This window comes from Pseudomonas sp. MD195_PC81_125 (genome assembly GCF_014060985.1).
Taxonomy (GTDB): domain Bacteria; phylum Pseudomonadota; class Gammaproteobacteria; order Pseudomonadales; family Pseudomonadaceae; genus Aquipseudomonas; species Aquipseudomonas parakoreensis.
On the sequence record NZ_JABULD010000745.1, the window covers coordinates 1 to 7,439 of the forward strand.

7 protein-coding genes are annotated in these 7,439 nt (G+C 54.0%); 4 read left to right on the forward strand and 3 right to left on the reverse strand.

Features of this window, described 5'->3' with window-relative positions:
• The first annotated feature begins 72 nt into the window (after positions 1-72).
• The 4 genes from HT737_RS28715 (at position 73) to HT737_RS28730 (ending at position 4,009) form a co-directional block, all read left to right on the forward strand.
• The gene (locus tag HT737_RS28715) at positions 73-621 is read left to right on the forward strand and encodes a hypothetical protein (RefSeq protein WP_182404509.1); all 549 of its coding nucleotides are present in this window, start codon (positions 73-75) and stop codon (positions 619-621) included.
• Positions 622-949: 328 nt separating this feature from the next.
• On the forward strand, positions 950-1,282 hold the full coding sequence (locus HT737_RS28720; protein WP_239778395.1) for a hypothetical protein: 333 nt from the start codon (positions 950-952) through the stop codon (positions 1,280-1,282).
• 240 nt (positions 1,283-1,522) lie between these two features.
• On the forward strand, positions 1,523-2,077 hold the full coding sequence (locus HT737_RS28725; RefSeq protein ID WP_374011208.1) for an antitoxin Xre/MbcA/ParS toxin-binding domain-containing protein: 555 nt from the start codon (positions 1,523-1,525) through the stop codon (positions 2,075-2,077).
• Between the two features lie 192 nt (positions 2,078-2,269).
• Complete coding sequence (locus HT737_RS28730) at positions 2,270-4,009, forward strand: hypothetical protein (RefSeq protein WP_034139918.1); 1,740 nt, start codon at positions 2,270-2,272, stop codon at positions 4,007-4,009.
• Between the two features lie 254 nt (positions 4,010-4,263).
• Here the strand turns inward: HT737_RS28730 and HT737_RS28735 are convergent, their stop codons facing one another.
• The 3 genes from HT737_RS28735 to HT737_RS28745 form a co-directional block, all read right to left on the reverse strand.
• Positions 4,264-5,259 carry a hypothetical protein gene (locus HT737_RS28735; protein ID WP_236170290.1) on the reverse strand — a complete coding sequence of 332 codons (996 nt, stop codon included), beginning with the start codon at positions 5,257-5,259 and terminating at the stop codon, positions 4,264-4,266.
• Positions 5,260-5,714: 455 nt separating this feature from the next.
• Entirely contained in the window at positions 5,715-6,833 is a 1,119-nt protein-coding gene (locus tag HT737_RS32900; RefSeq protein ID WP_182404510.1) for a TniQ family protein, read from the reverse strand.
• Positions 6,785-7,439, reverse strand: a 655-nt coding sequence (locus HT737_RS28745) for a TniB family NTP-binding protein (protein ID WP_182404511.1), incomplete at its 5' end; no start/stop codon positions are given. The genes HT737_RS28745 and HT737_RS32900, both read right to left, overlap by 49 nt.

The window sequence follows — 7,439 nt, forward strand, 5'->3', positions numbered from 1 at the left end:
CTTTGATCGGACGCCCTCTACCTAGATCTGCAACCTCTGCATCAACTGAACATTGATCTCGGAACGGCAGTGATGGAAGTGGCCGAGGGCAGGACACCTGCGCAGGTGCAAAGTGGCGTCAACGCTCGACTGGCAGCCTTCAAACTTCGCGAGCGCGCCCTAAAATATTTCCAGACCCGACCAGTTGAAGTTTGGGGTAATGGTCGAAACCATGAAGTGACCGTCTATAGAGAAGGCACTCCTCCAACTCTGCTTCAGCCCGCGCCTTGGATGTGGGAAAGCAACAATTGGAACTACATGCTGAGCGATGATAGCCCAACGTTTTGCCCTACCAAGGGACGCTGGCATTGGGAGCTTTCCTCATCGTCCAGCGAAATGCGCCCATTGGCGACTGCGGTTTTATCGGTATTTTTTGATCAACTCGATGGTAGAAAAGCAGAGCTTTGGCTGAATCAGGGCGGTATCGTTCTAGCAAACACGTTTTTCAGGACAGTCCTGGATTCTGAGCCATTCAGATTCGATGCCGACGATGTCATCGGCTTTCTCATGCGCCGAGACGAAGGCTATGAAGCACTGGAGAAATTACTGGACGCCGCAGATGAAGGTGGTGATCGCGCGTAGCGTTTAGGGCGTAGCGTACCGGCCGTTCGGAGATCATCTGGTCGGCTCGCGCAGGCAGGTCTGGGGACGCACACTGAAAAATGCCGAGACGGCATTGGAAAGGACGCCCAATCCTCTACGCCATCGCTGCATCACGAGGCACCCAACAGGCCTGCTTGCCAATCGGCGATACACGCTATCACCATCTCTACATAACTCCGGCGGTCTCACTGAACAACCGCCGGCGCTCAGTCGAACGAGTATTCTCTAAGGGGGGCTTGCGCGAATGGATCTCTTACGGCTACAGCAACTGTTGAGTGGGCAAGGAGAGAGCATCAACGGATGCGACTTGTCAGTTGAAGATGCAATCGACTTTATACAAAGCAATTTTGGCGAGTATTCGTACTGCCTGGTTCGGGACTGGACCTTGCTGGAGCTGGAATCCTGCGGCGAGGATTACGACGCCTTACGCTCCCGTGGCCTCGAACCAGTGCTGATCTATGCGCGCAACGTTGTGCTCGACAGTCGCGAGCGCTTTAACCGAGGTGACTGGGTTCGCAGCACGTTTCAACTGAGATACGAGGACGAAGGGCTCTTTTTTACCAGAAATACTTTGTACGTGCTGCTCGGCACGGGCACGCGCCAGAGAATTACGCTGAGTGATTTACTGAGTTTGAGTTGAGCGAGCCACAGCCAGCGCCTTCGGGCTCAAACCGAGTGGACCACTGATCGCATTCAAGCCCCGGCATCCTGCGAAGGCTCTTTTTATCCATGACAGATGCCGTTGCACGCGCGAGCATAGGGCATCCTTTATCGCAGACTGCACGTCAGGTGGATGATATGAAGAAAGACAGACACTGACGTTCAAACCCAGGCCACCCAAGACGGCAGTGACGATGTCATCGTCGATTTACCTCCCGCCCTGTTGCAGGAAATGGGTCTGGGCATCGGGGATGAGCTGGCTATCACCGTCGCCGGCGACACGATAATCCTGACACCCGTACGCGCCATGAAGCGTGAGTCTGCAAGGGGCACCGACGTCTTACGCGCTCAAGCTGATGACAGTTACCGAAACCGTATGAATGTTCTTCTCAATATCCCGGTCGACGCGACTGCACAGCAAATTCACGAGATGATCGAAGCTGGCTTTGAGGCAACCGCCCTTACGGCAATGAGCGACTTAGGGCTCATCAGCTCCGGTACTCTGGACGCAATCCTTCCCACCCCAACTATTACGACAAAGCTGGCCACAGGTGAGCGATTAACCGCGAGTCAAAGTGACCACCTGTTTCGCCTGGCCCATACCATTGCCTTAGCCGAGTCCTTTTTTGGCGACACTGACAAGGCTCTGCGCTGGCTGTCAAAACCGAAGTCCCATTTCTCGGGTAAAAGCTCGATTGAGATGCTCTCCACAACCGTTGGATTCCGTCAGGTGGAGCAGCTTCTTGCTCAAGCATCGGAAGGGATGTCGTTCTGACTCTGTTTCACAGATGCTAAAGAAAATGATCGGCATGCATGAGGTGCCGACTTGGTGCTGACCCTTTTTTGCAGGTAACGTACAGCCCCTCTGACGGAGCTTCAAATGATCAGGACGATATGCACGAGTCCACGCTTAGTCAGCCACTAATCAGCGACGAGCGTGATGCTCCTGCATATTCGGAGTTGCGAATTGTTTCATCGAATCAAGCGAGTTCCTCCCCGCGACAACCTTTGTACTACCGAAGATGGCGATGCCATCAAGCACATCCGCAATGGAACAGTGGTGGTCTGGTCTTACGAGCGCATTAGAAAAAATTTTGAAGCTGAAAGCATTCCCTTCGTGGAGGTCATCTTTCGGTTTTTAGACCGCAACGATGAGCCTGCCGGCGTGACGCCTGCGTTGATCGGCGTAAGCCGGCTGGGAAGCTTTCGTCTGGGGACCATTTGGCAAGGGGGAAAATGCATTGCCGAAACGGACCTGGGTAAAGACCAAGAGTTTTCTGTGGATTTCACTGAAGGTGTCTGGTCCTACGTCAGTATCAAAGGCAATCACCAACCCGTTCCCTATTTCAAGATCGATTATCCGCTTAGAAGCCAGCCAACAGATAAGGCACTGACCGAGTTTCTCAGCTTCCCCCTACCGAAAGGCAAAAACCTCCTGATCCCCTGTATTGAATTTCTGTACCGGTGTTATGGCAGCACGTCGGACATGGCGCGGATACTGACGACCTACCCGTGGCCCAAGGTGCGGGAGCTTCTCTATGCCGATACCCAGAAAGACCCCAACAGCTGGCTTGTAAAACCACATCCCAATGTTCCTGACGACGATGGGCTGTTTCTCGCATACGCCCTATACAACAATTACACCGAAGAGGCCGCCAAGCTGCTCTACGCCGAACTGGACAATGCATACGGCAAGCGCATGAAGGAAATGAGTTTGCGGGTTAAGCCGTGGTTCCAGGGCCCTGCAAAGGTCAAGGTTCGTGGCCGCTGGATCAACAATCGCACCACATTTCTGTGCTACGAAGTCACAGGTATGAGTCAGCCACAGGATCATCCCTACGAGATAAACCGGGTCAAATATTCCAAGGATGATTCTGAACAAGATCCAACCCTTCTCGACACGATGAGGGTCAAGATTGAAACGGAAAAGCCACAGGACCCGTTTCTGATCACCGACCGTCAGGAACCCGATCAAGGATCTGCTCGATGGTCAAAACCCGATCCTGGGTTTGAAATCCTCGGGCCGGAATGCCCCCATACCGTTTCATTTGACGAGCGATCGCTTTCAAAGAAAAAGGCCATTCTGGTCCCGCCGGGCACGACCAAGGTGCTCTCCACTGGAGACCCGCAGGGCTACAACAAAGGCGTCGGCAAATTCACTGCTGTCGCAAAGCGGGTCTTGGGTGATGGAGGCGCACTTCAAACTGTTTGGGATAAGCTTCGACACCACCTGGGCAAAAACCGCTTCTCTAGCTTGGCGTGGCAGTCAGAGCGTCAGGGTTTCGTGCAAAGCGAAGACTTCAGATTACTAACACTGGCGGCGTTTACCCCATCCGAGGCGCCCAAAGATAAGAATAGAACATGGCTTTCTTACAAAGAAAATGCTAACCACCGTCGAGGTATCTTGGTTGCGCGCATCAAGATTAGGGGCCGCTCTTTCTACCTGTTTGAACTACAGCGCAAGAAAATTCGAAAAGACACCGTGTACAGTGAAGAGAAAATTTCAGGGCTTCTAGTGGAAATCAACAACGAGGCCGAAGCGCTGGTCGAGATCTCCAGAATTTGCGCTGAGATCCGGTTTGCCAACGGTAACTTCCGTAACCTGAAAACGCCGTTGAGACATCCGCACAACATATTTCGGCATCACTCTGACATCGGCACAACGATCTTCTACGCCTTCTACCGCTTGGGCGTCACCCTCATCTGAGCAGTGACGGGATTTGTACTGAAATTATGGAGTTTATGCTCCGAACATAAACTCCATAACTTTGATACACCTCGGATTCGAGCGACAACGCGCGTCGCAAAAACACTCATCGCAAACTCACAACGACTGCTCCATCCGTTTGGATAGGGTTATCCAAAGCTCCATCGGCAAAAAATGAAAGTGGATGCTTCAGTGCATTGGGCATGTAGCCCTCGATTTGTGTCTCATCTCGATCGATCTGATATCAATCTGCCTCAGATCATAGGATCACTTAACAAGGAAGTACCGGAGGTAAAGCTAGGTACCCAATACGTTTGAACGTTGATCACCACATTAAAACCAGCTACTCCCTTCACCACGAGAGCGCTATACGAGAACCTCTTCTTATTCACGCTCCTCAACCCATGCAACAGCATCAGTGCGGCCTTGATCCATGCACGCTCGTAGTCTTCACCTTCGCCACCGGTGGAGTACAAGTTGTATAGCGTGGCCTCAAGCTTACGATTTTTCGCCCTTGCTACCGCACGCTCGCTGAGTTCTGTTGTAAGGCTGAGTCCATGGGTTCGGTTCAGATAACTGATGAAGCCTTGCGCGGTCGCACGCTGTCCCGGCGACTGAGTGAGATATGCCGTTACCGTCTTTTGCGTGGGCAACGTATCGAACTGCTGTGACGCTGAAGCCAATACGTTTTTCGCGGCACGCAAGGAAAGCCGAACAGAACTGATCGACGTAGATCCGTCGCCTTGTTTGGTCCGAAGATACTCTCGGTAACCCAGCAGTGCTTCCAAGCCAACGCCGGCGGGCGTCGATTCGATCAACTCTTGAATTCGGCGTTTTTCGGAGTGTTGGTTGCGCAGTTGCTCATCGGCCGCGACACCGTACCGCTCACTGAGCCATAGCATTGGGGTCTGCATCCTACGAAGCCCCTCTGCACTGAAATGTTCGAGCAGGAAAACGTACGAGGGTAAACCAACGGAATGCGCATCCAGGAAGCTGAAAAAGGGCACGTAGTGTTTGAGTTTCAGCGCAGCCTTCTGCGCCCCCATCTGACTTTTGAGCCACAGGCAGAACTCATTGAAGCGTTGACGCGTGCTGGCATGGGCGAACAGTTCGACATGAATATGCGCGCGACGATCAAGGCTCTTTTCCCAGGCGCAGGTCTCGCATTCGTTTTTGCGTCCCGCCGGCATCAACCGGGTGCAGCTGGCACACTGAACTTTGCCTTTTTCAGCGCACAATTTACACCGCATCAGACCATCGTTGCACTGGACCAAGAAACGGTGATGACGGCAATCCGGGCACGTTGCCGCGCCTGCCCGTGCGCATTGAGCGCAGCAGCGAACATCGGGATCGATCGCTAGGACTCGGGTTAGTTTTGTTGATAGCTTGCCGCATCGGTGGCAAGGCTCAGGTTCGGAAAAGTGATGTGCACAGCTGGCACATGCTGGGCCATAGACCGTCATCAATCCGACCGGCTTCCCGGTCTTCTTGCACCGTACACAAGGCGCTCTCGACTCGCAGCGGATGCATTTGGCGTCTTTTTCAAATACGGGGAGCCGGGCGAAATTGTCACAGCCGGAACACAATCGGCGCTTGAACAGTCGGGCATAGCACGTGTTGCAGAATCGCCGTCCCTTGTGGATCCGGTGAATCTTCGATGCGATGCATTGGCATTCATCGCATTTCAGTGGCAGTTCCGGAGGTGTCATCGTTGAAACTTCCTGAGCAATCGTTGCCATCTCATCAATACGCTTTTCACAGAGCGCGGGGTTCGGACTGGGGCGAGGTTGTAGTTACGGCGTCGACTGCTTTTCAGCACTGCGCCAAGTCTAGCAAGTGAGGCCGGTAACTCTCCCGAGCGCGGCAGCAACAGCGATGGGCGCACGTGCTCCCGCTCGGCCACGGCCACCAAGCGCTCGGGACCGACCTCTAGCATGCTCCAGACGTGTGCCAAGACGCCTGCGCGGTCCACGGGTGACAAATACTCGAATGGCAAGCCCGTTGGAGGAGGCCTGAGTTCGGCCAGGTTCACACCAAGCTCACGGAAAAACATCTCCGTGCAGGGGCTGGGTGCGCGCGCGGCGGTGCGCAATATACCAATCATCCATCGCGACAGAGCAAACCATTCAGTCAGAAGCAGATGGTTCTCGCCATACCGCAGGGTAGGTTTGGAAAACAGCTCATCAGCCGCAAGCTGGAAACTCAGAGCCTGGATCGGTGCCCTGTCAGTTGACGCGAAGCCCAGCTCATATCCGCAGCGATGGCACCGACCTAGCGTCTGCTCAGGTGGTGCAAGCAGATGAGGGCATAATGGCGCATGGCAGCATTCACAGCGGTCCAGCAGAATCACCTGGTGCAATGGACATGCGCTGTGCCACGCCAGCCGATCCTGTATCAGGTAATGAGGAAGTCGTTCCTTGAAGCATTTTGGGCAGTACTGAAGGCCGCCGCTGCGACGTCGATTCCGGCACCCCAGACAGAGAAACCAGGGCGCTATCCCTCTTGGGAATTCCGCAGTTCCCGTCATCAACTGATACAGCGGCTGTAAAGTGGCCGCTTGAAGCGCTGCTATGGGAATGCCAGAAAGGCGGGTCAGATGCTGCGACTGTTCAATGGATAAATCTCTGTCCGGATCGTTGCACCAGTACCTCAGCCTAGGCCAGACCTCGCCTGTTAGCGTCGTGGCATCGCAACCTTGGGCCAAAGCACATCGCATTAGCCAGGAGGAGATAACTTCGTCCTGCAGAAGAGCTGGCACCATCGGCCAGACCGGATTTAAAGGACGCGCTCCCGCACCCCATCTGCACTGGTAGGACGCATCCATTGGTTTTTCTCCAGCAGTCGACGGTCAATCACTTCCGAACCGTTTCGAATCGCCTCCCTTGCACACTCACGTAAAAGGTATTCGATGTTGCCCGTGTTGCCATTGGAGATCGCGTGAATGAGCGGGGTGAGCTCCGGCGAGTACAGTTTTGAAGCGAATTTGAGAGGGAGCACTGATTCGAAGCTTTTCAGGAAACGCTGAAACTCGGCATTGACCGACCAGTTGGGCAGCGAGACAACCTCAAACCGGCTTGAATACTGCGAATCCAGGACCAGTAGCTGAAGTGCCGTCCGGGTGCCGACCAACACCAAAGGAATGTGGAGGATGTTCGACAGCATCTTCAATTCGTTCATGACATCCATGCGCTTGGCAGCCGATCCGTTGTTGATCGTATGCACTTCGTCAAGAATGAGCATGCGAGTACGCGCATCACGCAAGAGATGAATGGCCTGATGTCGAAGCTTTTCCAGCGGCGCGACGGGGTTGTGGGGTGCCCAGAACTCTCGAAGAATGGCGTTATACAGCTCTCGCTCATCAGGCTTGTGAACTTCAGCGCAAATCACTGGCCGCACGCTGACCGCATCGTCACTGACGTACGGCTGCCTG

Excerpts from the sequence above, each read along its gene's own strand:
- HT737_RS28735 (WP_236170290.1), bottom strand. The coding sequence starts at position 5,259 with ATGCGGTGTAAATTGTGCGCTGAAAAAGGCAAAGTTCAGTGTGCCAGC.
- HT737_RS28715 (WP_182404509.1), top strand. The coding sequence starts at position 73 with ATGGAAGTGGCCGAGGGCAGGACACCTGCGCAGGTGCAAAGTGGCGTC.
- HT737_RS32900 (WP_182404510.1), bottom strand. The coding sequence starts at position 6,833 with ATGGATGCGTCCTACCAGTGCAGATGGGGTGCGGGAGCGCGTCCTTTA.